Genomic DNA, 25243 nt, shown 5'->3' on the forward strand with positions numbered 1-25243 from the left:
GAGATAAGATGAAGCTCGCAATTATGCAGCCATATTTATTCCCGTACCTGGCTTATTTTCAGCTTGTCAATACTGTGGATAAATTCGTTAATTATGATGACGTATCATTTATCAAAAAGGGATGGATAAACAGAAATAATGTCCTTTCTCATGGGAAACCGTTTCTATTTTCGATTCCTGTAAGCGACATCAGCTCATTCAGGCCAATTAACAAGACAATGACTAACGAGAGATTATATGCTGTCTGGAAAAAGAAATTCTTCAAAACTTTAAATCTGAATTACAATAAGGCGCCATATTATTCAAAATGCATTGCCATACTCGAAGCGGTTTTTTCGGAGGAAAGTGAATATATTTCGCATATAGCTTTCCAAAGTATTAAGGAAACCTGCCGGTATCTGGACATTGAAACAGATATGATAGAGTCTTCAGCAAAATATGAAAACAGCGAATTGAAGGGTACAGAAAGAGTTTTGGATATTTGTTACAAGGAGGGTGCATCAGATTATATAAATCCGATCGGTGGAGAGGTTTTATATAATAAGGGGACTTTCTTAAAACATAATATTAACCTCTATTTTCTGAAGTCAAAGCCTATAGAGTATAATCAATTAAACAAAACATTTGTTCCCGACCTTTCTATAATAGATGTTATGATGTATAATCCCAAGGAAAAGATCAAAGAATTATTAAATGAGTTTGAATTAGTATGAGAGAGATTGGAGGTTTTATAGGATTTGAAGTAACGAAGGGAAATAACTCTTATCATGGAAACAGCGCATTATGTTTGAATACGGGTCGTGCATGTCTGAACCTAATAATAAAAAACAGTAATGTAAATAAACTATACGCTCCGTTTTATTGTTGTGATTCGGTGCTTTCTCCTATCGAAGAGAATCAAATTCCTTACGAGTTTTACGGACTAAATGACAGGCTGGAAATAGCAGACGATATAACATTAGACGATGAAAGTATGATCATTTATGTTAATTATTTCGGTTTGATGAACTCTTATATTGGGGGATTACACAGCAAATACGGCGATAAGCTTATACTTGATAATACACAGGCCTTTTTTGAGATGGATAAGAACGGAATAAACTCATTTAATTCAGCGAGAAAGTTTTTCGGGGTGCCAGATGGAGCATATTTATACCATACTTTTCCGGCTGTGAATGATCTCGAAGTAAACAAAGGAATTTCCACTGATTATTTAATTAACCGGATGATCGGAAATACAGAAACTGCATACAGGCAATATAGGGAATACGAAGACAGCCTAACGAACGAAATCAAACTCATATCAGAGCTTTCCGATACAATTTTGAGCAATGTTGATTATGATAACACAGCAATGAAAAGGAGAGAGAACTACGAACTGTATCAAAACCTCCTTGGAGGAATCAACTATTTCCAGGCAGAGTGGGATAACAAAGCAGTTCCTTACTGTTATCCTTTTTTGACACCTGAAAAAATAGATAAATCTGTTTTTCACAGACAGGGAATATTCATTCCAACTTTCTGGGAGGAAGTAACAAGCAGGGATGGCGAGGGATTCGAATTTGAGAAAAACTTCTCTCAATGTTTGATCCCTCTTCCTTTGGACCAGCGTTACGGCGCGGATGATATTCAATATGTATCAAGAAAACTGAAAGAGGTATTATGAAAATAAAATTACGTGAAATCCGAAAAGAAGATATAAGCAGAATAAATTTATGGAGAAATGATAAAGATCTGGTAGATTATTTGGGAGCTAATTATTCATTTACATCAGAACCTGTAGATAGTGCATGGTATGAAAATTATTTGAAGAATAGAGATAAAGCTGTCCGCCTTGCAATTGAAGACTCAGAAGCAAACAGACACATTGGGAATGTGTACCTTACAGGTATTCATAATATTAACAGAAGCGCTGAATTTTCAATCTTCATAGGAGAAAAAGATTACTGGTCACAGGCAATCGGCGAGGATGTAGCCCGTAAGATAGTCGAACATGGATTTAATGATCTGAATTTAAATAGGATTTACCTTTATGTGCTCGCAAATAATGAAAGAGCAATTAAGCTTTATAAAAAGCTAAATTTCAAAGAAGAGGGTATCTTGAGAGAAGCGGTATATAAGAACGGGGAATTTATGGATTTTGTACTTATGTCAGTTTTAAAAAAGGATTGGAATACGGATTCAAACAGCAGGCATGAAACTACCTTAGAGAGATGAAGCTTTTAGGATACGTATTTACAAAGAATGATGAAAAGGTGATCGGTAAATGTTTGGAGAGGTTATCGGAATCGTGCGACGGTATTATAGTTGTCGAGGACGGTTCAACTGACGGTACCTATGATATAGTAAGATCCTTTCCTAAAGTAATCAAAATATTCAGAAATCCTCCGTATGAAGAATGGAAAACATTCCGGGATTTAAAGAAAATTTTAAAAGTGGTAACGGATATTAACCCGGAATGGATAATTGGAGTTGATTCGGATGACGTACTAGACAAGAGATTTGCAGAGCAGCGTGATAAATTATTGGATAACAAAGAGGTGGGGCGGTATCATTTTAGAGAAATCACATTATGGGGTGATAATAAGAGATACAGAGTCGATAAACCGGAATGGTACGGAAGGACCAGGGATAGAACTCCTTTTTTGATAAGATGGGGACCCAATGTAAAATATTTCGAGAGGCACTTTCTTTTCCCGATGAATTTTATAAGGTGGCTCAGGAAAAGAGGGTTTGTGGGAATAATTAAGAGACAACTTAAATACGGTACTTTTAGCAAGAAACGCAATAGATTGGAGAAATTCCTTTCAGAAGTTTTTTGGCCGTCGGATTACATGGATTATACTAATGTGCAGTTTATAGGATATGAGGGGAAGGAAGTTGAAATTCCGCTTGTAAGGCTTCATTACCATTTTGCAGATATGAGCTATGCGTGGAAGAAACATCTTACTTATGCGTTATTAAGCGCAACAATACAACACAGAACTCCGGGAGAAATCCCTAATTTAGTAAGTTGGGCATCCAATAAGCTGGAGGATGAAAATATTAAGCTGGAGGAAGTAGAACCGGAATGGGGAGCTTTGTGACAGAAGACAATAAGGTATATACACTCATTATAAAACATTATGAAGACTGCCTTGAGAAGTTTGGGGATTCTCATTTGGGCGTTGATTGGCCTAATGAAAAAGATGCAGAAACCCGATACAGGGTAATGGTGGAAGTAATTAGGGATCCCGGGGAGAAAGTTTCATTGCTTGATTTTGGATGCGGAGCTGCCCATTTATATGAGTATATAAGTAATTTTGGGTTAACAGGCATAGAATATTCGGGGCTCGATATATCCCGGAAATTCATCGAACTGTGCAGGAAAAAGTTTCCTTCTCTGAATTTTCTTGAAGTGGATATTCTAGAAAATCCAGAAAATGTTCCTGAATTTGATTATATAGTTATGAACGGTGTATTCACAGAGAAAAGGGAACTGAGTTATAATGACATGCTGGATTATTTTAAGAAGTTGATCAGAGCAGTATTTGAGAAAGCAAAAAAGGGAATTGCATTTAATGTAATGTCGAAGCACGTTGATTGGGAAAGAGAGGATCTTTTTCATCTGTCCTTTGATGAGCTGGGAAGCTTTTTGAAGGAAGAAATAAGCCGGAATTTTACAATCAGGAATGATTACGGTCTTTACGAATACACAGTTTACATTTATAAATAAATGGCTAAAGTAATAATATTCGGAGTAAGAGACTTCGCTCAGCTGGCGAAATATTACCTTGAGCATGACTCGGAACATGAGCCGGCAGCATTTTGTGTAACCGAAAGCTACCTGCCGGAGGAAAGGACGTTCGAGGGGCTTACTGTTGAAGCTTTTGAAACTATAGAGCAAAAGTACCCGGCGTCAGAGTATAGTTTCTTTGCACCCTTGTCACCAAGAGGAATGAATAGGATGCGAAAAGACGTGTATAGAGCTATAAAGGAAAAGGGGTACGATTGTATTAGTTATATCAGCTCCAAGGCAACGGTGTTTTCGGATAACGTAGGTGAGAATTGCTTTATACTGGAAGATAACACCATCCAGCCATTTACCAGCATCGGAAACAACGTAGTGATGTGGAGCGGAAATCACATCGGACATCACAGCAGGATCGGTGATGACGTGTTTTTTACATCTCATGTGGTTTTGTCGGGTCATTGTGATGTGGGTGAGTCGTCGTTTTTTGGAGTGAACTCGACGATAAGGGACAGGGTGACAATCGGTGAGGGTACATTGATAGGTATGGGGGCTTGTGTTTTGAAAGATACGGAGCCATGGAGCGTGTATGTCGGGAACCCAGCAGTTAAGCATCCAAAACCAAGTTTCGAGATAGGAACGTTTGATTAAGTGGGAGAAAAAAGGTCTGATATATTCAGCTAAAGGAAATCGTTGGTGGAATAAGTCACATGCACAGGAGCCTGTTGCTGATATCATGAGAGACAGGTTGCGGATATATTATTCGTCGCGCGATGCAGGGAATAAGAGCCATACGAGTTACATAGAAACGGATGTGAATGATCCCGGTAAAATACTTTTTGAAAATCCTGAACCAATTTTACCATTGGGGGAGAGGGGTTCATTCGACGATGATGGGGTGATGCCGTCATGCGTCATCGGTCACGATGGAAAGAAATATCTATACTATACGGGGTGGCACCGTGCGGAGGAGTACCCGTATTTGAATTCTATGGGATTGGCTGTCAGCGAGGATGGCGGTGTTACGTTCAGTAAGTACGGAGATGAGCCATTGATCAAGGTGGTGGGTAAGGGAGAGTTCACCGGGACGTCATTCGTAATGCTAGATGACGGGGTATTCAAAATGTGGTATTTGCATTGCGTAAAGTGGGTGGAGGTGAGTGGTTTAAAGGAGCCGGTGTATAATATAAAGTATGCTGAATCGCAGGACGGAAAACAGTGGGCACCAAGCGTTAAGGGAGTTATTGAGCTTAATGAGGACGAGGGAGGAATATCAAGCCCGAGCGTTTTGAAGGAGGATGGTATATATAAGATGTGGTACAGCTACAGAAGAAGTGTCGATTACAGAACGAATAAGGACAGTTCGTACAGGATAGGCTATGCGGAGAGTAATGACGGTATACACTGGATACGGAAAGATGATGAAGCCGGAATAGAGCGCAGTGATGAGGGATGGGATTCAGATATGACAGCTTATCCATATGTAGTGAGAAAGGATAATACGAGATATATGTTCTATAACGGGAACGGATTTGGGAAGAGCGGGCTTGGTTATGCAGTTTCAAATGTGTTGTAGAAATTATGGAGCCACTTGTAAGCGTTCATATTACGACTTATAATCAAAGAGACTTTATCGGAAAGGCGATTGACAGTGCGTTATCGCAGATAACAGATTTTCCTGTAGAGGTAGTTGTCGGGGATGATTTTTCTACGGATGGTACAAGGGAGCTGCTAAATAAGTATAAGAATGATTATCCTGGTAAGGTCATACTAAACCTGATGCCGGAGAGAGGTAAGGGAATGATAGGGCGGTCGAATTTTGAAGCGACGCTACAGCTGTGCAGAGGAAAGTATTTAGCATTTCTCGATGGTGATGACTACTGGACTAATGACGATAAGCTCAGTGAGCAGGTTAGATTTTTAGAAAATAATCCCGAATTTGTATTGTGTCATCATGATTGTGAGGCACAATTGACAGAGGGGGTAAAGTTTAAGAAGGATTTCAGCAAGAAGCATGCAGTTACCGGATTTTACGAAGCGTGCCAGATGACGGTACCCTTTATGTCATCAATCTTAATCCGGAGAGAGGGTATTGATTTTTTTGATAGAAGAAAATGGCTGGAAGGGCTGGATCTCGGTGATTTTGCTTTATGGATAATGGCTTCGCTGAAGGGAAAATCATACTATATAGATAAAGAGATGGCGCATTACAGGGTTAATCATAGCAGTATTACAGGGAAATTGGGGTATAGTGTACAGGTAAAAAACCGGATGCTATTTGCTGAAAGACTTGCTAAAAGCGATTACACGATAGACAGGAAATTTCTTAGTAACTATCTTAGCAGATATTATTTTCAATATTCAGGTATATCACTTTCAAAGAGAGATATTCCCGGGATCTTTAAATATGCATACAAAAGTATGACCAGTTTTTTTAGAGGAGTAAGTTTTGGAAAAAAGGACTATGAATGGGTAAAGCGTTTACGCTGGTATGTGCTGGTGAGGCTGTACATGGCTAATTTTTCAAAAGCATTAAAGCCAAGCTAAATGGAACAAACGGGAAAAGTACCGCACTATACAATTGAAAAACAAAGGGGTTTTAAACTCATTTCATTTAAAGAGTTTGTTAGATACAAAGACCTTCTATATTTTCTGGTAAAAAGAGATGTTACTGTTCTTTATAAGCAAACCATACTTGGATTTCTATGGGCTATAATAAACCCGGTAATACAGATGGTGATATTCAGTTTTATATTCGGGAAATTGGTTTCGGTACCGAGTGAGGGGGTGGCTTATCCTTTATTTAATTACGTTGGGATCATTCCCTGGAATTATTTTTCACAATCTCTGGCGGCGTCATCTAACAGCCTGATACAAAGCTCCTCTATATTTACGAAAGTATATTTCCCCCGGATATTTATACCATTGACACCGGTTCTATCGAAACTGGTTGATTTTTTTATTTCATTCGTTGTACTCATAGTTTTAATGATATTTTATAATACTTATCCGAACGCAAATATTGTATTCCTTCCTGTTCTTATCCTGCTCATGATATTAACAGCAAGCGGAATAGGGATGTGGTTTTCAGCTCTGGCAATACAATACAGAGATATAAGATTTGCTATGCCTTTGCTGACCCAGTTGCTATTATTTGTAGCCCCAGTTGTTTTTCCTGCATCCCTGGTACTTTCAAAAGGTAAGATCCTATACCTGCTGTACGGACTCTATCCGATGGTAGGTGTGATCGAGGGATTCCGGTCAGCTTTGCTCGGCTCTAATGATATGCCATGGGAACTGATAGGGATGGGAACGATCAGCGCGCTGATCATCTTTTTCTCAGGAGTGGTATATTTCCGCAAAACGGAAAGGATATTTGCGGATGTTGCATAATTTAATAATCACATGTCCGATATAGCAGTAAAAATAACAGGTATAAGTAAAGCATACAGGATCGGTCAAAACGTAAGGGAAAACGACACTTTTTTGGCGACCCTGATGAGCGGTATAAAAGCTCCACTTAGCAACTTTCGGAAGTTACGAAACCTAAGCAATATTAAAGAAGATGACCGGAGTGATGACATAATATGGGCTTTGAGGGATGTTTCTGATACGATAAAACACGGGGAGGTCCTGGGGATAATAGGTAAAAATGGTGCCGGTAAAAGTACACTGCTAAAGGTGATATCTAACATTACTGAGCCAACCAGCGGTAAAGTAGAAATTTTCGGAAGAGTAGCAAGTCTCTTAGAGGTTGGTACCGGTTTTAATCCAGAATTAACAGGCAGAGAAAATATTTATCTAAACGGTACTATTCTAGGAATGACCAAGAAAGAAGTTGACTCAAAGTTCGACGAAATAGTTTCCTTTTCAGGTGTAAACAAGTTTATAGATACTCCGGTTAAGAGATATTCAAGCGGGATGAAGGTTCGATTAGCATTTGCTGTTGCCGCTCACCTTGAACCGGAGATACTGATCGTTGACGAGGTCCTTGCTGTCGGAGATGCGGAATTTCAAAAGAAATGCCTTGGTAAAATGGAAAGTATTACTTCTGAGGGAAGGACTATACTATTCGTATCGCATAATATGTCAGCGATAAAGAATCTTTGTACAAGAGCAATCTTACTCGAAGGCGGACGTGTAAAGAAGGAAGGAGAAACCAGCGAAGTAGTAAATGAGTATCTTACGGGGTCTGCGGATGTATTTGATGGAGGTGTAATACCTGCTGACTATCCCAGAATAAGCAGGAATAAGAACCAGGTATATTTCAGGAAATTTATCCTTAGAGACAGGAACAACAATGCGGTAGATTATTTTTCTTATCACCAGGAAGCGTATGTTGATATCGAGATCGAGGCATTAACGGATATAGAAGATGCAATCATTGTAATTTTGATGAGTTCGGTAAATAATGAAAAGCTATCCTTTTCCTCCTCGAATGACCAATCGAACCGGCTCTTCAGTCTTTCAAAAGGGATTCATAAGATCAGTGTCAGGATAGATCAAAATTTCCTTCCGGGAAGGTATTTTATAACATTTTCCCTTGTCGATAGAGAAGGTCATCCGTTTGACCGCTTAAATAATATCCTTAGTTTCAGTGTAGGGTCGATGCGGGAGTCAGACGGTACATATTACAGGTGGGGCAAAGTAGTTGCAGAAGTAAATACAATCACTCAGTGGGAGTTTTCCAAAGAAGTTAAAGTTAAGAATTTCTAACTGCGGTTTTCTTTTTGATGGGACTACTAATAATTCCAATTCTGTTAGTTACATTTATCGTCAGAGTTCTTCCCAGATTTCGGATAAAATATGCATATAGCGGAGATACATACGGTCATTTTCATATCTCACGTGCGATAAGAGAAAACAAGTTTCGCATCCCGGATAAAATACCGGGAGTTACATTGAATCATACACATACTTACCCATATTTGTATCATTTAATTTTGTCGGTATTTACACAGGGGCAGAGAGCTGTATTTGAAAGAATGAGTTCGGCATTATTCGATACAGTAAGTGTCCTTGTAGTTTATTTATTTTCGGGATGGATCTCGGATTCTTATTTAGGTAATAAATTTCCTGGGTTTGCGTTATTGGCGGCCGGAGTTTATGCGATTGCTCCGCCGCTTCTTATGATAAGCAGGGGTCCCAGGGCTTATAGGGGCACCCCAAGGGTGTTTGGGCAGACTTTATACATTATACATATTACTTCTTTTTTTTACTATTATTCGACCGGCGAATGGGCAGGGCTAATAGTAAGCATTTTGTCCGCGTCTTTACTATTTATATCGGCAAAGTTTGGTGTGCAGGTTTTAGTCTTTTTCGGGATCATTTTCAGTATCTTTTTAACGTGGCATTACGCAGTTGTAATTATGCTGTCGTATATATTAATAACGATCCTTAGCGGAGGCAGAGTTTTAAGGGTAACTTCTGGGCAGGTTAGATATAATGAATTTTATTTGAGGTTTGCAAAAGCGAAGGGCTCTATGAAAGGTTTAGCGACCGATTGGCTCGAGCTTAAGGTCTTTTTGTCGAGACTCCGCAGGAACACAATTTCATTATTTAAAGGAAAAGTATTGGATTTTGCCAGCTGGTTATTTGGTGAAAGATATTTTTTATACTTTCTAATCATTGCCTTTCCCCAGGTAATATTGCTTTTTTTCATTTTCGATAAGATCGACCTTCAGTCACCGTTAAGTATATTTCTGTGGACATGGTTTTGGGGCTCTGTAATTTGTTTCTTTATTACCTCAATCAGTTATGTTAGATTTTTGGGACAGGGAGAGAGATACCTCGAGTATGGATTACCGTCATCAATAATCTTAAGTTTATATTTTTTATTAAACTCCGGTTTAGATTATATTATCATTGGGTTTTTGATCTACTCGATATTGGTTTATATAATACATGTGAGGATATTCATAGTGTTAACCAAAGAAAAAAATGATTCATATTTTGAAGATAACAGGATATTTGAATTTTTGAAGAGCCAAGAAAAGGGAATTGTACTTCCAATTCATAATGAATGGGAAGTTCTTTATAAAACGCAATTTCCGCTACTATTTTATGGATCTAACGTCGATATGAGGAAAATACCTCTCGAAAAATTTACATCGATATACTATAATATGCATACACCAAGTCCTGATCTCGAAAAACTTGTCAGGGAGTATGATGTAAAGTATATTTTTTCTACACACAATCATCTAAAAGAGTATTTGGAGTCGGTAATATTAAACAAGGAAATGTTTTACGATCTAACAGATCAAATTTTTGAATCAAAAAATTTCATTCTTTATAAAGTAAAGTCATAAGAGATGGGTATTGGAAAATATAAATCACAGCTGGCAAGTTTTGTGGTTTCAAAGCACCATAAAATGAAACAGTGGTACAGGGATCATATTGACGAGAATAAAGGGCACAAACTTTATGAGGAAATCCCTCCTGTACTCGATACTGCCCAGCAAAAGGTAGTGGAGGATCTAAACAAATTCGGGATTTCAATAGTATCCCTGAACGAACTTTTTCCCGACGGGAAATGGTGGGAAAGGTTATCCGAAGAAACAAGGAAGTTTGTTGAAAGCGGGGAAGTATCCGAATACGTAAAGAGATTCAAGAATAAAGAATCGACGGAAGGGTTTGCCGCTGACCATTATGCAAAGAAATATCTATACAGGAAATACAACGTCGACAGAAAGAATGAAACAATCAAATTCGAAGATCCATTCCTGCAGTTTGGGCTTGATCAAAAAATGCTAGATACGGTCGCAGGTTACCTCGGAAGGTATCCTAAGCTCAGGATGATAGACCTCTGGTACAATATTGCAGTTGGCGATGAAGCCCCTACACATTCTCAAAACTGGCATAGAGACGGTGAGGACACCGAGCTTGTTAAGGTATTTCTGTATTTTAATGACATCGATGAGAATGCAGGACCATTTACATATGTCCCTGATTCGCATTTGAAAGGAACGTACGGGGATTTGTGGCCCGGGGAGACTATATTAAAGCATGTGTATGGAGGATCCTATCCGGAGACGAAAGACCTTGAAGAGAAATTCAAAAACGAGCAGATCAAAGTATGCACGGCAAAAGCCGGTACATTGATATTCTGCGATACATACGGTCTCCATAGGGGCGGACATTGCAAGACAACAGACAGAATATTGGGCAATTGGGTTTATACAACGCCATCGTCGTTTTGTGAAAACGTAACGCCATATGAAAAACCTTCCGATGTTTCTTCACTATTGGAAAAACAAAAATTCGCATTATCATTTTAATTATTAAAATTAATTTATTTTGAAAAAACTTCTTGTAACGGGAGCCAATGGATTGATCGGCTCCGAAGTAGTAAGCTATTTCTGTGAAAACGGATGGAAAGTCTTTGGATTAGACAATAATATGAGAGCGGATTTTTTTGGTCCGCAGGGTGATACCAGATGGAACCAGAAAAGATTGGAAGAAAAATACAATAATTTCGAGCATAAGGAAGTTGACATACGGGATCGAGACCTCGTTTTTAAGGTTGTTGAAGATATTAAGCCTGATGCGATAGCGCACACCGCAGCCCAGCCCAGCCATGACCTCGCAGCATCCAGACCTCTTGATGATTTCGATGTAAATGCCGTGGGTACAATAAACATGCTAGAGGCGGTTAGAAAGTACGTTCCCGATTCACCGTTCGCGCACATGTCAACAAATAAAGTATATGGAGATGCTCCTAACGAAATACCACTTATAGAGCTGGAGACAAGATGGGACTATGTGGATGCGAAATATTACGATGGTATAAAGGAAGATTTCAGGATAGATCAATCAAAGCATTCTATATTCGGGGCGTCAAAAGTGGCTGGTGATGTCATGGTTCAGGAGTACGGACGGTATTTTGGGATGCAAACATGCTGTCTGCGAGGCGGCTGTCTTACCGGACCCAATCATTCGGGTGTGGAACTTCACGGGTTTTTGAGCTACCTGGTAAAAGTGAACGTAACAGGGGGAACATATAAGGTGTTCGGCTACAAGGGGAAACAGGTACGGGATAACATACATTCATACGACGTTACAAGATTCATTGATGAGTTTTTCAAGAATCCGAGGAGCGGGGAGGTATATAACCTGGGCGGTGGCAGGGATAATTCTTGTTCTATATTAGAGGCGTTTTCAATTACTGAGGCGATAACCGGTAAGAAAATGAACTATGAATATGTGGAAAAGAACAGAGAAGGCGATCATATATGTTATATATCGGATCTTTCAAAGATGAAAGAACATTACCCGGAGTGGGATATAACAATAAGTTTACAGGAAATATTCGAACAAATAGTAAAGGCGTGGGAGAGTGACCAAAGAAGTTAATCTTTGCGAAAATGGGAAAGTTTTTTATGTGACGGCTGCCTTTCCTCCCGTTCCGGCAGGCAGTAGTATTATAAACAGAAACCTCTTATCCTGCTTTAACCCGGCAAGTTTTGATGTATTTTCAACTAAGGCTGATATTGCTGCGAAGGTAGAGTCATTCGACATTAATGTTCACCGGATATTCAAATCATATTATTTTTCATCCAGGCTTAACCTGTTATTGAGTAAGATGCAGGTTTCCTCGGCTACAAAAAAACTGATAAAGTTCGCGGAAAAGGAAAAACCTTCTGTGATAGTAGGTGTATTTCCCGATTACTTTTTCCTCAAGATAGCCAGGGATGCGGCACGTACGTTAGGAATACCGTTTGTTGCTTATCTACATGATACCATAGCTGAATCATCAGCAGGAGGTAAAATAAGCAAGGAATCATCAATTTTGCAGGACCAGGTATTTGAGGAAGCGTCTGCCTTAATGGTAATGAGCGAGGGAATGCGGGAGCTTTATAAAAATAAATACAGTATAGACTCGACAGCCCTGGAGCATACATATCTGGAGGATATTCCGAAAGAAATAGCAAGCGGAGAGCTAAATAAGGAAGCTTTTTGGGGTGGTGATGTGTATGCTATAAATAAGAATTCGGTTAGAAGGGTTGCGGATGCGTTAAGGAGTGACGGACTCAAATTTTTTATAGCAAGCGGTCATAACCGGTCTTATTTTGAAACCGCCGGATTGAATACTGAAAATATTGAGACCGGATTTTTTTCTAAAAGAGATGAGTATTTGGAAACTTTGAAAAAATACGGGATCCTAGTATTGGCATTGGATTGGCCGGATGAATCACACATTCACAGAGACGAATTAGCTACTATATTTCCTACAAAAACCCCTGAGTACCTGGCTTCAGGAGTGCCAATTCTCGTACATTGTCCGGAAGATTATTTTCTTGCAAGATTTTTTGAGAAGAATCAATGCGGGACTGTAGTCTCAGATCGTTCTGATGCTGTCTTGCGTGAGAAGCTGAACTTTCTACTCAGCGGAGATGGAAAGGTTATTTCCCGAAGGAAGAATTCACTTAAAGCTGCAGGGTTGTTTAGTGTAACCCGGATCGAAAACAAGTTTAAAGCTATAGTGGATAAAGTTTCGGATCTAAAATGGGGTGATAAGGTAAATTATGCTGAGGTTAACTAGATTTTGCAAGCACCGGTATTAATAATTTCAAGCGATGACGAAAAAGATGAGATTATCTATATTGCAAAAGAATTGTTATGGCTTATCGGAATGGAAAAGGATCTTGCTATACACATTGGAGAGAAGACATTGTTAAGAATTTCTGATGCGGTTGAGATCGATAGAGATACATTGCTTAATGTTTTTAACGCAATGAGTTTGAAAAGGGAATTTGAACATGGTAAGGATGCGCATGGGAGGTTTGATCAGGCGAATATTAAATGGGATATAAAGAAACCGAAAGTAAGTGAACTTGTAGAAAGTATGGGACAAAGGTTAGATAAAGTTGACGCTCAGAGTGAATTCAAGATAATATTTAGTCACGACATTGACTGGGTATCCGGATTCGATCCAATCTCTCTGGTAAAGTCGATTAAGAGTTCGGTATCGGGCAGTAGAAATTGGATTAAGCTGAGTGAAGTTTTTGATCAGGATATTTTTGTTAAGAATTATTCAGAAATGCTTTCGATCGAAAAGAAATATGGAGTGAAAACATGGAATTTTATGCTATCTGGAACGAACGGACTCGGACGCTACTCAAATCGGTATAATATTAAAAGCAGCAGAGCCAAAAAAGTAATAGATCTTATATTAAGCTCAGGGAATTTCATTGGTCTTCACGGAAGCTACGGGGCATCCGATGCAAACACATACAAAGAGGAAGCCGAGCTATTAAGAGAAGTGACAAACCAGGAAATAATATCCCATAGGAACCACTATCTCAGGTTTGATCCTATTAACTTATGGTCTCAGCTAAGCAGTGCAGGGATCGGATATGATTTTAGTGTTGGATTTAGCTCTAATATGGGATTCCGAACCGGGGTTGCAAGCAGTTACCGACCCTATGACTTTAAAAATAAATCGGCATCGGATATCACAGAGATTCCGCTGGTCTTTATGGAAAGGAATCAATATTTGATTGATGAAAGAAAAACTCTCGAAGAATTGAAAGGCGTTTTAGAGGAAGTAAAAAAGTATAACGGGTGTGCTTCCATACTTTTTCACCCGGAGAGTTTTGTTGTCGATACGAGATGGCTGCCGTTTTACGAGAAAGTTATAAATACTGTAGTAGAGATGGGCGGTGATGTTTCAGGAACTCTGCCGAGAAGATAGACATTGAACAAAGAACTAAAATATGTGTTCGATCCCACGCAGGTAGAAAGACTGAAATGGAGTGAGTTTGTATCAGGCCATCCGAAAGGCAATATTTTCCAGACTCCACAGATGTATGATGCATACAAAACCTCAAAAAATTACGATCCTGTTTTTGTAGCATGCTTGGATACAGAGGGGAGTATCAGGGGACTTTTGGTGGGCTCTGTTTTTTCGGAAAAGGATGGAGCGCTTAAGAATCTAATATCACGCTGCATAATTTTTGGCGGACCTTTGTTGTCGCCAGGTGTGCCGGCAATTGATTTTGTGCAAAGGTACAATGATTTTGTAAAAAAAAAGGCTGTGTACAGCAGACTTGCTAATCTTTTCGATAACAGCAAAGAACTATCAGGAATTGAGAGTGTGGGTTATGAATTTAAGGAGCATTTGAATTACAATATCGATCTGGCTAGGAGCCAGGATGAAATATGGAACAGCATACAGAATACGAGACGCCGTCAGATTAGGAGAGGATACAGGCGCGGAATATCTGTAAATATTTCATTTGAGATAGATGATATTGCTGACTATTACGGTATTGTTTTGGAAACATATAAAAACGCAGGTCTTCCTTTGCAGGATATTTCATTTTTTGAAAGTGTTTACAATAATCTTTCTCGCGAGAAAAACATTTTGTTTTTTTCTGCTTACTACGAAGGTAAATTAATAGGGCATAGGATAATACTTTCTTACGGAAATAGGCTTTATGATTGGTTTGCCGGAGATAATCCCAAAGAACGTGATAAATATACCAATGACGTCCTTGTTTGGGAGGTTCTCAAATGGGGAAATGAAAATGGTTATGAAGTTTTTGATTTTGGCGGCGCAGGGGAACCCGGTAAAGAATATGGAGTCAGAGATTTCAAAGAAAAATTTGGAGGTAAATTGGTAGCTTTTGGCAATTACTTGATTGTTCACCAGCCTGCAAAATACGCAATGCTTCAGAGTCTTTTGAAAGTTCATAGATCATTGAAGAGGAGCAGATGATCTTTAAACAGAAAATTTTTTGGTTTATTGTTTTGACAATGATTACCCTTATTTCTTTATTTGTGAACTATCAGATATACATAAATAGAAATGAAGGTTATGTGTACACACTTTTGGCTTATAACTCAGTCTATTACTTATCAGATCTTCCCGCAATAAGCCGGTTTGAAAACACAGGAACGGACAGTGTATCGGTAGTGTTATCAGATAAGCATACCGAAACCAGCTGGACAATCACGTCACAAGATGGGGAATACAAGACAATCGGTAAATCCCCCCTTATATATTTACCTTTGAACGGTCAAACATATGAGAAAGTGTATCAAGTTTGCAGAGAATCCGACGGATTTTGTTTTTCACTAAATCTTCAGAGGCAAAATACGGGTGACATACAGGTGATCACTTCCTCTATCCCGTATACTGACCTTTGCAGGTATTCATTCGGAGACTTTTGTGACATAAGTTGGATAGATCCGGCAGAACAGGAATCCGTCAAGAAGATCCTAAGTGAGAGATTGAAGGTCGATACTTGTACGAGCACATTGTCAAAGATCGAACTTATTACTTCGCATATTAACAGCATAGCTCACAGGGATACAAATATAGGTTTGAATTTTGTGTGGAATACATATACTGCCTGTCAGATATACAATGCTGCCGTTGAAGGCAAGACCAATATGACATGCAACGAATATTCCGAGGTATACTACTTGTTTGCTAATCTTGCAGGAGTTCAGTCTAGGAGAGTAGGTGTAGTTGGGTTTGGGAGTTCAGACGGTGTGGTTAAAATTTCAGGTCATCACTTTGACGAGAGCTATATACCTGAACAAAAAAAATGGGCTTTCGTTGATATAACTTCAAACAAGGCTTATGTTTTGAATGACAGCAATGAAGTTTTGAACACGTTTGAAATATTAATGGCAAACGTTGCAACAGATTACAGCGGGTTAAGGGCTGTATCATTGTCAGGAGACTCTACTATCGTTGTACCGTATTTCGATATAAGGCAAAATGAGGCTTATTATTTCGATACAGATTGTTTAGTTCAGTACAAATTTGGCGACGACAGATTCAATAAAAAGAACCAGCTAAAAAGATATTTGTTCAGCCCGGAGCCGGTTCTTAGTTTGAATTATTCAAATAACAAAATGTTGTGGAAATACTTTTGGTTAATTTTGTTTGCAGTTTCTTTTATTAGTACATTTATATTGATGATCTTGTTTGTAATAGTAAAATTAAGGACAAGGAAAAGCAAGGTATGATGGGTAATTCTTTAAATACCCATTTGTATTCTGTTACCGGTTGGCGGGGCAACGCAGACAAGTATCTTTCCTACATTCTTGCGATCTATTTGTTTCTTTTGATGTTTGTCGGAAGGTTTGAGGCCACTCAGAAGATCGTTGTTTGGATGGCAGGTCCGCTTTTTGCTATCATTATTTTTTCCAATTACATAAAAAATTATTTCAAACTTCCGAAAGAGGTTATTCTATACGGATTGCTTTGGTTATGGACATTCCCGGGATTTGTTAAGGTTGTTGATGTGGGCGGTTATTTCAGGTATTTCAGGCTGATATTTACGATCCTAATATTCTTCTTTTGTATCCAAGTTGTTATGATAAGAACGGGAAAGATCGAGTTGATATATAAGGTTTTGATACTAATCAGTTTGCTTATATCCTTACACGGTTTGATAATTGGTGACTACTTTTCTAACGCAGCGGATGTAGATAACCCGGAAATTTCAAGGCTTCATGGTCTTATACAAAATGCAAACGGCTTTGCAAGCGTTGCCATTATGGGAATTGGAGGAGTGCTTTTCCTTTGGAGTAACATTAAGTCACTCAATGGAAAGATATTTTCCATTATAATAATTAGCTTTCTCGTATTTACTATAATTCTTACGGCATCACGCAGCGGATTTATCTCGATGCTTACTTTGTTTGTTTGCTGGCTAGTATTTTGTTACTATAAGAATTTTGTCAAGCATAAATTTGTTTACATTTTTCTCATATTGATATTAGTACCTGTACTAAGCATTGGTTATTCTTATCTACTTGAGGAAACATACCTTGGTAAAAGGTTTCAAAATGTCGAAGATAGGGAATTGACGGAGGAAACTCGTTTTCAGCTTTATATGGAGGGGTTTGAAATGTTTAAGCAATCCCCTTTTTACGGAGTTGGATTATCTCAGTTTGTGGTCTATTCTTCGAAACAGGCTATAGCTCATTCCGAATATATGGAACTCCTGGCAACAACAGGGTTAGGAGGGCTTATTTTAATGATTTCTTTTTACTATACGATCCTAAGAAAGAATTATAGGGTAAAAAAAGTTATTTCAGATAAGAATGTACAATACAGGATAAACCTGGGCGGTGCCATAGTTGCTTCCGTAATGGTATTTGGCATCTTCCGGGCAAATTTTCTTGATATTGTTCCGATGCTTCAACTAGCAATGGTTGCGGGCTATTCTAATTTTCTGGTTCACAAGTATAAAGCATATAAATATCTCCAATCATCTTCCAAAAAGTTCTCAGAATAAACCCAGACGGTATTAATTAATTTATGACCATTTGTCATGTTACAAGTATGCATCCGTTTAATGATGATAGGATCTTTGAGAGAGCTTGCAAAGGATTGAATTCTATTGGAGATAAAGTAATATTGATCGCCACACACGATGGTGATATAGTGATAGATGGGATCGGTATCTTGGGTTTAAAAAAAAGGAAGGGGTTATCTAGAAGGATACTTTCCTCTTTTGAGGCGTTTCGAAAAGCAAGAACGGTCAAAGCAGACGTTTTTCATTTTCATGATCCGGACCTAATACCCTGGATGCTTATCCTATCATTTTTAAATAGAAAAGTCGTTTATGATGTGCATGAGAACTATGAATCCCGCGCAGTAAAATTACCTCCACTGTTTTTAAGAAAAGTGTATGCAAAAATTTATAGAAAATTAGAAAATATGCTTTCTTCGGGATTTTCAGGGCTGACAGTTGTTACCCCCAGCATGAAAAACCTTTTTAGAGGAGTCAATAAACCGATCGAAGTAACAGACAATGTTGTATATGTTTCGAGGTTAAAAGATGTTGAATTGCCGGCCGAAAAGAATAAGAAATTAACAATTTATACATCAGGAACGAATTCGAAATACCGGAATTGTCTTCAAACCATCGATGCCCTTCCCCACATTTTAAGGGAGGTCCCGGATATCAGGATGATGTTTGCGGGACGTTATTATCCCGAAGATTACAGATCATTGCTGAATAAAAGGGCCGAAGACCTCGGTGTTTCTGAATATGTCAGCATCGAGGGTATGATGTCGTGGGAAGAAAATTTTAAAAGAACTGCCGGGGCTCATATTGGATGTGTTTTTTATGAAGATAATCTTAACAACAGAGTTACATTGCCAAATAGGTTGTATGAATATATGTTCTGCGGTGTTGCTGTTCTTGGGGAGGATTTTCCGGAGGTTAGAAGGGTCTTAGAGGATTCGGGCGCAGGTTTATGCGTAAACTCTAACTCTCCCGAGAGCATTGCTGGAAAAGCAATTTATATGCTAAAGAATCCGGATGTGATGATAGAAATGGGAAGAAAGGGAAGGGAAGCAGTATTGAAAAAATACAATTTCGAAAATGAGCTTATGAGGTTGGATCAATTTTATAAAAAAATAGCGGGTAATGGCGGACAAGTTGCTTAAATTTCTTGCGGGAAGCAAGAAGCTGAGGAATTTTATGCCTTCCTGGAGCAGGAAACTTGCCAGGAAGATGGTCTCAATCAATAAATATAACCTGCATCTATGGAAGAGTGATAATCCCTTCGTAGGTACCGATAAGGAATGGAGCTATGACGGTGAGAGTAGAATAAAGGTTGGGATAATTTATGATCCGGCGCATTATCATAAGTTTTATATGTCAGCTTGTATCGACATGAAAATATCGTATAGAGTGATCGACATAAGACATTCAAATTGGATCGAAATGGTTAAGAACTGCGAATGCGATGTTATTGTTACATGGGCCTCGGTCTCGACCACAGTATTAAAAGAAATGACAGACGAGAGGCTAAGATTTATTAAAGACGATCTTGGATTCAGGGTATATCCCTCGGTATTTGAAGTATGGTTGTATGAAAACAAAAGGAGAGTGCGAGACTGGCTTATTTTAAATGATATCGATTGTCCGGAGACATGGTGTTTCTATATAGAGGATGAGGCTCTTTCCTTTGTAGAGGAAGCCCAATACCCGATTGTATTCAAAACAGTATTAGGAAGCGCTTCACATGGTGTGAAGATATGTCGCACAAAAGAAGAAGCCCGTGATCTGGTAAAAAAATGTTTCGGTTCAGGTATCGCTGCTGACAGGAGCGATCCTAGAAATAGACAATGGGATTTTGTAATGTTCCAGGAGTATATAGAAACTGCCGTTGAAAAAAGAATGATTAGAGTTGGTAATACATATGCCTGCATCGATAAGATCAAGAAAGGAGATTTTCACAGCGGGTCGGGAATTCAAAGGTGGGGAGAGCCAGGCGATCATTTGCTTGAACTAACACGGAAGATAACCGAGAAAGGAAATTTCACATGTATGGATGTAGATCTTTTCGAAACCAAAGATGGAAGATATCTGGTAAATGAATTACAAACCTTCTTTTACGGCAACTACCCGGTCATTCCGGATACACCGTTAAAGGGAGGATACAGATTTATTAATAATGAATGGAAACTAATTCCCGGGAATTTCAACAGAAATTCTTATTGTAACCTAAGGCTGGAATCTCTATTACAGGAACTTGGTGAAGATAAAGTTGAGCTGTCATCGTGGTATGACCTTCCTGCATATTAAGCAAAAGAAAGATTGTCGTTAAAGGAATTGTATTTTAGAGCTTATGTTCTACCTAAGCTTGCTAAGAAAGAAATCAAATCTGAAGTTGATATCCCTTTTAAAGAAAAGCTGAGGATGTGGAGGAATGGGTTTTTCAGTGCTTCATATGTCCTTTATGATCTAGGAAAAAATGATCTTAAGGATTACCTCTCCGATTATCAGGAAAATATAAAAGCGGTGCGATTAAATAAAGATAACGCTTACCTGCTGGATAACAAGATAAGATTTTATGATTTGATAAAGGGTGATCTACAAGCCCCTGCAGATATTGGTTTGTTAAAAGATGGAGAGATTCATTCCAGTAAGGGTAGAACAAAGAGTGTTTCGGATTTGAAAGATTTATTGGAGAATGGAAAGATATTATTGCTAAAGCCTGTCGATAGCGCCAGCGGAATGGGTGTTCTTAAAGTATCTAAAGAGGGTGACAACATTATTTGTAATAACGAGAAGATATCTATGGATGAGTTTCTAAAAAAAATAAGTACACTGAATAATTATATAGTTTCTTTTTTTATACAGCAAGCAAGTTATTCTTCAAAGATATACCCTGAGGCTGTAAGCACTGTAAGAATATTAACAATGATATCACCAGAAACAGGAAAGCCATTTATCGCCGCTGCTGCACATAGGTTTGCGACAGATAAATCATTTCCGGTGGATAATTGTAATGCAGGGGGATTGACCGCAAATATTAATATAGGATCCGGCAGACTTAGCAAAGCTGTTTCACCTTATTTTAAAGGCAGTTCGATTACATGGTATAAGAATCATCCGGATACAGGCGAATCTATCGAAGGTGTACAGATTCCTCACTGGGAAGAAATTAAATCAAAGATACTCAATGCTGCCGGAAAAATTTCACAATTAAAGTATATAGGGTGGGATATTGTTGTAACTGATGATGGATTTATAGTTTTAGAGGGGAATGACGGACCGGATATAAAACTTCACCAAGTGCATTCACCGTTGCTTATCAATCCGGATGTGAGAAACTTCTTTAGGTTCTATGGAGTCGTAAAATAATAAGTGGGCGCAGTTTTTATATATAGAGATGAAATAAAGATCGATCTTGAATCCGTGCTAAATGTTTTTACGCAAAAGGGTTTTAAGGAACCCAAAAGATTTACATTTGGAGATTATAATATATTGCTATATCCCAAAATAATATCCTCAGCTTCAAACTATATGAGCGACGCGAATCATACTATCATGGCAATAGGGTCACCTGTATATAAAAGCCTCGGTTATTCGGACGGACTTGCTCAAATGTTTGAAGATTATAAAAATGACAAACTAGAAGCTGAGAAGATTTACGGAAGCTACTGGATCATATTTGCTAAGAAAGACGGTATGAGTTTTCTGACTGACAAAAAGGGAATACAAAATATCTATTATTCATCTAACTCGCATGTCATTTCGTCTTCATTCCTGGCATGCGCATATTCCTTTCCAGATCCTCTAACCATAAATAAAGATGCTGTAACAGAGGTTTTATCAACGGGAAGTTTAATAGGTCCTGAAACTATTTTCGTCCAGATCAAAAGACTGGAAATAGAGGATGAAGTCTCATTCGAGGATCTCGAAAGGGTTAGAGTTCAGGGTAAGGCATTCAAAGGTTATTGCAAAAAAGATTACGATGGCTGTCTGGATGATCAGGTAAAAAAATTGGGTGAATATTTTGATTCTATAAAAAAATTGGCTGACAGTGAGGGCACGGACTCCGGTATCACAGGCGGGCATGACAGCAGGTTAATAATGGCAATGGCATTAAAGCATTTTTCCAATGTTTCGTTTCATACACATTGGAGGAATACAAAGAATGTTGAATTCAGTTCTGCCCAAGAGCTTTGTAAGAGGATGGGTGTAGATATAAATTTAATTCCGGTGTCGGACCCGCAAGATATGGATGGAGGTGCATTGGAAAATAATTTAGAACAGGCTTTCCTTTTCTTTGACGGACTTGTGAGAATGCATAGTTTCTGGACGGAGGAATATAACACAAGAGTATATAGAGAGAAAATACTCGGAGATAATAGGCTCGGATTGAGCGGAATAGGCGGTGAACAGTATCGGAATGAAGAGCGGATGAGCAAACCCAGTACGAATTTGAAAAGCGTTATTAAGTACAGGATACTTCTTAATATATGCGGTGATTGTTTTAAGAATAGATCAGGGCTTGAGAATGTAATCGAAAAGATCGAAAACAAGATCAGAAAAAAACTTTTTCTTGGGAATAAAAAAAAGATAACACATCTCGATTACAAAAGATATTTAAGCGAGGTCTTTGTATCCGCTCGTCTTGGTGTGAGAAATAATGCTGAAAACCAGTTATCGTTTTTTCTCAGCCCCTTTACTGAATATTTTGTTTCCGAAGCATCATACAAAATTGTAAATAAGCTGGGTCCTTCCCTGCAGTTCGAGGAAGATATGATAAAAAAAATAAATCCTAAGCTTGCATCTGTTCCTTCCGACAGAGGATTTGATTTTCATAAAGGCGAACCTCTTTCAAACAAGATTAAATCATTTTTAATGGATTTTATCCCGCCGGGATTACTATATAAATATTATTTAAAAAAGAAAAGAGGAAATATTAGACCCTTTGATACTCTAATTGGCAAGTCCGCGAAGTTAAAAGAGGGAGTTGCCCTGCTGAGAAAACTAGATCTGCCAATTGATATAAATAATGTAGCTTTAAAGCCGGATCTGATGCCGCTTGTTCTTGCAATGGGGTATTTATTGAAGAGATTTGGAAAGAAGATAGAGATGAATGATGCTGTTTGAACATCTGCGTAAGACAAAGATCTATTTTAAGAAATGGAACAGCTACTGGCAATTAAATTTAGCAGACAGGGATTTGGCTGTTGATCCGGGGAAATTAGGGAGTTACCCGCTGGACTTTAAACCGAGAGTGTTGGAAGGCCATTATCCGCATTTCGATTCAAATGGAGTGCCAATGTGGCCAAAATCAAATGGAAAAGGTCATTTTTATCACTATACGACTATGTTTTCTTATGCCTTGGGGCAAAGCGATTTTTATCTGGTAACAGGTGATGAAAAATACTTAAAGAACCTAATTGCTGTTGCTGATTATATTGTTAAAAGCGGTAAAGAGGAAAATGGCACAATTCTACTGCGTGAAGTAGATGATAATGATGAGCATACTGGTAATATATCTGCGATGACACAGGGCGAAGCTATGAGCGTACTGTGCAGAACGTCTCAATATACCTATAATGATAGTTATTTCGAAACAGCACTTAAACTGGTCGCTCCATTTGAGATTAGAACGACTGAGGGCGGTGTTTTAGGCTTAGTGACTAAAACAGATACTAACTGGTATGAAGAGTATGTGTCTTCCCCTCTAAACCATGTCCTGAATGGTATGGTATATTCACTGTGGGGTTTAAGAGATATTTTTCTAATGAATGGGGATGCAAAGGCGAAGGAACTTTATGAGAAAGGTGCAGGATATATTACAAAAGCTCTGCCGTATTTTGATACAGGATATTGGACTTATTATTGGATCCCCGAGAGCGGAAGAAATTATGTTGCAAGTATGATGTATCACAATCTTCATATTTGTCAGCTCCAAGCACTATATAAACAAACCGGAATAGAGGAATTTAAAACTTACTCGGATAAATTTGTTAGCTATGCGAATAGTCCTTCGTGTAGGTTTAAAGCGGCAAAAGCGATAGCATCAGCAAAAGTTTTTAAGAATTGAAGAAGTTAAAAGTTACCATGATAGTAACCGGATTTCCAACGCCAGATAATCCTTCACACGGAGTGTTCAATGAGAGAGCCGCTGGATTGCTTGCTGATTATGTTGATTTAACCGTTCTGCAACTTAGAGTGTGGAAGCCGGGCAGAAAGTTTGTGTCGTTTGAGCCGGATAAACTCTACAAGCATTACACTGTATCGGTTCCACATCTCCCTTTTGGCAATCATAATATCCTGTGTATCCTTTTGCGATTATTCAAAATGGTAATTTATAGAAATCTAAATGACCCGTTATGTGAGACGGATGTGTTCCATTCTGTTGGAGCCTCTTTCAGCGGAGCTTTGGGCGCAGGTCTGGCTATACGGTTTAACAAAACGCACGTGATGCAGTTGATAGGCACGGATATAAATACAGAACTCCCGGACTTATTGAATAAGTCATGCTTTAAGGTTCTAAAAGAAAAAACCGACGGGGTCGGATGTAATAGCCAGGAATTGAAGTATAACTATGAAAGGCTATTCGGCAAAACAGAAAACATTGAGGTTATATATAGGGGAATCGATACTCAAAAATACGATTATAGCTTTAATTGTCTTGGAGACGGTTCTTTAAGGTTTCTGTTCCTGGGAGGGATACCATTCTATAAGCATGTCGAGTCTGGAAGGAATTTAAAGGGTGGATTGGATCTAATGAAAGCATGGGAATCAAAAGAAAGAATGTTTAACGAAAATAATTGCAAACTTATCTTTGCGGGACCTGATTCTGACTCTGAATTTGCAAAAAACTGGCGTAAATCTTTAAAATATCCTGACAATGTAATATTAAAGGGTATTCTTCCTCCGGACAAGGTGATGGATGAATATAAAGACTGTCATGTTGTTCTGATACCGAGCCTTGAGGAAGGAATGCCAAATGTAGCCCTGGAAGCGGGTTCAACCGGGAAATGTCTAATTGCATCCGGGGTAGGAGGTCTTCCGGAATTAATAGAAAATGGTAAGACAGGGTTGCTAGTTGCTCCGGGTAATAGTGCAGAACTGGCTGAAGGAATGACTAAACTGATTTTGAACCCGGGTATGATAAAGGAAATGGGGTTGAAGCTGAGAGAAAATATTATAACGAACTTTGAGGCCAAAGTTTTTCCGCAAAAGTATTTTGATCTTTATAAAAAATCAATGGAGTGTAATTAGT

General features: G+C 38.5%; 24 protein-coding genes. All 24 read left to right on the plus strand.

Annotated features, from left to right (window positions below; translation table 11 throughout):
- Window positions 1-8 precede the first annotated feature (8 nt).
- The 24 genes from H6614_10195 to H6614_10310 are packed head-to-tail and all read left to right on the plus strand — an operon-like array spanning window position 9 to window position 25242.
- Window positions 9-713, plus strand: coding sequence for a WbqC family protein (locus H6614_10195; GenBank protein MCB9244035.1), 705 nt, complete (start codon window positions 9-11; stop codon window positions 711-713).
- On the plus strand, window positions 710-1666 hold the full coding sequence (locus tag H6614_10200; GenBank protein ID MCB9244036.1) for a hypothetical protein: 957 nt from the start codon (window positions 710-712) through the stop codon (window positions 1664-1666). Before H6614_10195 ends, H6614_10200 begins: the two co-directional genes overlap by 4 nt.
- The gene (locus tag H6614_10205; protein MCB9244037.1) at window positions 1663-2217 is read left to right on the plus strand and encodes a GNAT family N-acetyltransferase; all 555 of its coding nucleotides are present in this window, start codon (window positions 1663-1665) and stop codon (window positions 2215-2217) included. Before H6614_10200 ends, H6614_10205 begins: the two co-directional genes overlap by 4 nt.
- Window positions 2214-3086 carry a glycosyltransferase family 2 protein gene (locus H6614_10210; protein MCB9244038.1) on the plus strand — a complete coding sequence of 291 codons (873 nt, stop codon included), beginning with the start codon at window positions 2214-2216 and terminating at the stop codon, window positions 3084-3086. The genes H6614_10205 and H6614_10210 overlap by 4 nt, the downstream gene beginning before the upstream one ends.
- Complete coding sequence (locus H6614_10215) at window positions 3071-3715, plus strand: class I SAM-dependent methyltransferase (GenBank protein ID MCB9244039.1); 645 nt, start codon at window positions 3071-3073, stop codon at window positions 3713-3715. Before H6614_10210 ends, H6614_10215 begins: the two co-directional genes overlap by 16 nt.
- Window positions 3716-4381: an acetyltransferase gene (locus H6614_10220; GenBank protein MCB9244040.1), complete on the plus strand. Its 666-nt coding sequence runs from the start codon at window positions 3716-3718 to the stop codon at window positions 4379-4381. It abuts the gene before it with no gap.
- The gene (locus H6614_10225; protein MCB9244041.1) at window positions 4374-5306 is read left to right on the plus strand and encodes a hypothetical protein; all 933 of its coding nucleotides are present in this window, start codon (window positions 4374-4376) and stop codon (window positions 5304-5306) included. Before H6614_10220 ends, H6614_10225 begins: the two co-directional genes overlap by 8 nt.
- Window positions 5307-5311: 5 nt before the next feature.
- Window positions 5312-6277, plus strand: coding sequence for a glycosyltransferase (locus H6614_10230; protein MCB9244042.1), 966 nt, complete (start codon window positions 5312-5314; stop codon window positions 6275-6277).
- Window positions 6278-7123: an ABC transporter permease gene (locus H6614_10235; protein MCB9244043.1), complete on the plus strand. Its 846-nt coding sequence runs from the start codon at window positions 6278-6280 to the stop codon at window positions 7121-7123.
- Between the two features lie 12 nt (window positions 7124-7135).
- Window positions 7136-8446 carry an ABC transporter ATP-binding protein gene (locus tag H6614_10240; protein ID MCB9244044.1) on the plus strand — a complete coding sequence of 437 codons (1311 nt, stop codon included), beginning with the start codon at window positions 7136-7138 and terminating at the stop codon, window positions 8444-8446.
- A gap of 17 nt (window positions 8447-8463) precedes the next feature.
- Window positions 8464-10041, plus strand: coding sequence for a hypothetical protein (locus tag H6614_10245; protein MCB9244045.1), 1578 nt, complete (start codon window positions 8464-8466; stop codon window positions 10039-10041).
- 3 nt (window positions 10042-10044) lie between these two features.
- Entirely contained in the window at window positions 10045-11010 is a 966-nt protein-coding gene (locus H6614_10250; GenBank protein ID MCB9244046.1) for a phytanoyl-CoA dioxygenase family protein, read from the plus strand.
- Window positions 11011-11029: 19 nt separating this feature from the next.
- Window positions 11030-12085: an NAD-dependent epimerase/dehydratase family protein gene (locus tag H6614_10255; GenBank protein ID MCB9244047.1), complete on the plus strand. Its 1056-nt coding sequence runs from the start codon at window positions 11030-11032 to the stop codon at window positions 12083-12085.
- Window positions 12069-13274: a hypothetical protein gene (locus H6614_10260; GenBank protein ID MCB9244048.1), complete on the plus strand. Its 1206-nt coding sequence runs from the start codon at window positions 12069-12071 to the stop codon at window positions 13272-13274. The genes H6614_10255 and H6614_10260 overlap by 17 nt, the downstream gene beginning before the upstream one ends.
- Before the next feature lie 3 nt (window positions 13275-13277).
- Window positions 13278-14426: a polysaccharide deacetylase family protein gene (locus H6614_10265; protein MCB9244049.1), complete on the plus strand. Its 1149-nt coding sequence runs from the start codon at window positions 13278-13280 to the stop codon at window positions 14424-14426.
- Window positions 14427-14429: 3 nt separating this feature from the next.
- Window positions 14430-15452, plus strand: coding sequence for a GNAT family N-acetyltransferase (locus H6614_10270; protein ID MCB9244050.1), 1023 nt, complete (start codon window positions 14430-14432; stop codon window positions 15450-15452).
- Window positions 15453-15490: 38 nt separating this feature from the next.
- Entirely contained in the window at window positions 15491-16714 is a 1224-nt protein-coding gene (locus H6614_10275; protein MCB9244051.1) for a hypothetical protein, read from the plus strand.
- Entirely contained in the window at window positions 16711-17991 is a 1281-nt protein-coding gene (locus H6614_10280; GenBank protein ID MCB9244052.1) for an O-antigen ligase family protein, read from the plus strand. The genes H6614_10275 and H6614_10280 overlap by 4 nt, the downstream gene beginning before the upstream one ends.
- Before the next feature lie 23 nt (window positions 17992-18014).
- Window positions 18015-19151, plus strand: coding sequence for a glycosyltransferase (locus H6614_10285; protein MCB9244053.1), 1137 nt, complete (start codon window positions 18015-18017; stop codon window positions 19149-19151).
- On the plus strand, window positions 19132-20295 hold the full coding sequence (locus tag H6614_10290; GenBank protein ID MCB9244054.1) for a hypothetical protein: 1164 nt from the start codon (window positions 19132-19134) through the stop codon (window positions 20293-20295). The genes H6614_10285 and H6614_10290 overlap by 20 nt, the downstream gene beginning before the upstream one ends.
- Window positions 20296-20307: 12 nt before the next feature.
- Window positions 20308-21357, plus strand: coding sequence for a hypothetical protein (locus H6614_10295; protein MCB9244055.1), 1050 nt, complete (start codon window positions 20308-20310; stop codon window positions 21355-21357).
- A 3-nt stretch (window positions 21358-21360) separates the two neighbouring features.
- The gene (locus H6614_10300; protein MCB9244056.1) at window positions 21361-23115 is read left to right on the plus strand and encodes a hypothetical protein; all 1755 of its coding nucleotides are present in this window, start codon (window positions 21361-21363) and stop codon (window positions 23113-23115) included.
- Window positions 23102-24058: a hypothetical protein gene (locus H6614_10305; protein ID MCB9244057.1), complete on the plus strand. Its 957-nt coding sequence runs from the start codon at window positions 23102-23104 to the stop codon at window positions 24056-24058. Before H6614_10300 ends, H6614_10305 begins: the two co-directional genes overlap by 14 nt.
- Window positions 24055-25242 carry a glycosyltransferase family 4 protein gene (locus H6614_10310; protein ID MCB9244058.1) on the plus strand — a complete coding sequence of 396 codons (1188 nt, stop codon included), beginning with the start codon at window positions 24055-24057 and terminating at the stop codon, window positions 25240-25242. The genes H6614_10305 and H6614_10310 overlap by 4 nt, the downstream gene beginning before the upstream one ends.
- Window position 25243: the final 1 nt, after the last annotated feature.

The sequence above is a fragment of the Ignavibacteriales bacterium genome (assembly GCA_020635255.1).
In the GTDB taxonomy this organism is placed as follows: Bacteria; Bacteroidota; Ignavibacteria; order Tepidaquicellales; family Tepidaquicellaceae; genus JAEYVS01.